This window comes from Microcoleus sp. K4-B3, from assembly GCF_036704615.1.
Lineage (GTDB): Bacteria > Cyanobacteriota > Cyanobacteriia > Cyanobacteriales > Microcoleaceae > Microcoleus.
This window is the reverse complement of record NZ_JAUBSF010000239.1, coordinates 1-1,109: the sequence shown is the minus strand read 5'-3', so window position 1 is coordinate 1,109 and position 1,109 is coordinate 1. Positions and strand designations below refer to the sequence as shown.

At 44.5% G+C, this 1,109-nt stretch carries 1 pseudogene; it reads left to right on the top strand.

What is annotated here, in order from left to right:
* Window positions 1–851, top strand: a pseudogene (locus tag QUA78_RS32675) (hypothetical protein); the annotation flags it as partial.
* Window positions 852–1,109 lie beyond the last annotated feature (258 nt).

Below are 1,109 nucleotides of genomic sequence, written 5' to 3'. Positions count from 1 at the left end.
GACTCACGTCATCGTCATCTTTCTACAGCAAGGCTTTTAGACCAGGCTCGGCAGTCACGCCAGACAGGGCTAGCCCTCTCATCCCTAAAAGCGCGGTGGAAGCGGCGATAAAGTTTGTCAAATTTAGCTCTGACCAAATTGCCAGCCTCTACGCTGAGTTTTCTGAGCGCAAAGCTTTAGCCCCTAGCTTGGCAAAAATTGTTCTGCTGGCTGAGAAGAAGGGCGGGACGCTTTCTACCCGCGAAGCTCAACTTGCTTTTCCTTTCAAGCATCGACCCTCGGCTCAACGTACCAAAGAGTTGTTTGAAGAACTTGAGGCCATGAATTTTGGGGTAGTGACTACAGTCAAAAAAACAATTTCATTTTCTTTGACTACGACTACAGTGACTACAGTAGCCTCAAACCCTTACACAGAGAGCTTTGTAGGTGACTGCAGTGAGCATTTAACCATGACTACAATGACTACAGTAAATAAAACTACTGTAGTCAATTGTGGTCACACTGTAGTCAACGGTAGACTACAGTCAGAAGCCTTGCCCGATAAGGCACTAGAGCCTACTGTAGTCACTGTAGTCACAAATTCTGCACCTTCTGAAAAAACAGAAGATCCATTGCTGAGTTCTGAACCTACTCGGCCCCTAAAATCGGTCGCCATACCAAAAGACCAGAAAACCTTTGAGGTAGGCGATCGGGTTGTGGTTGCCTATGACGGCGGCTCTTTTTATGAAGGTGCTAAGGGTAAGGTAATTAAGGTGCGGGGCGATGATGTGACTGTTGATTTTGACAAGCGGGTACGGAATATGGACTTTGCCACTTTTGAGCTCACCAGCACTAAATTGATGAAAATATGACACATGGTGTCGGTATCAATTGCGCTAGTTGTAGGCAGACTTTTAAGGGAACTTGATGGAAGCAAGCGATGACCAAAAAACACAAAAACAAATTTAATGAATCAAATGACTTCTGTGTCGCGACAGAAGCTGCCTTTGAGCTTGTTCGGCAAGCAATAGCCGTAAAGCGTAAGAAAGGTGAGTAAGCTGTCAAACATCTAAACTGCATTAACTAAGTTACCTTTACTTTTTATTTTTCGGTTCCATTTCATAATTAGT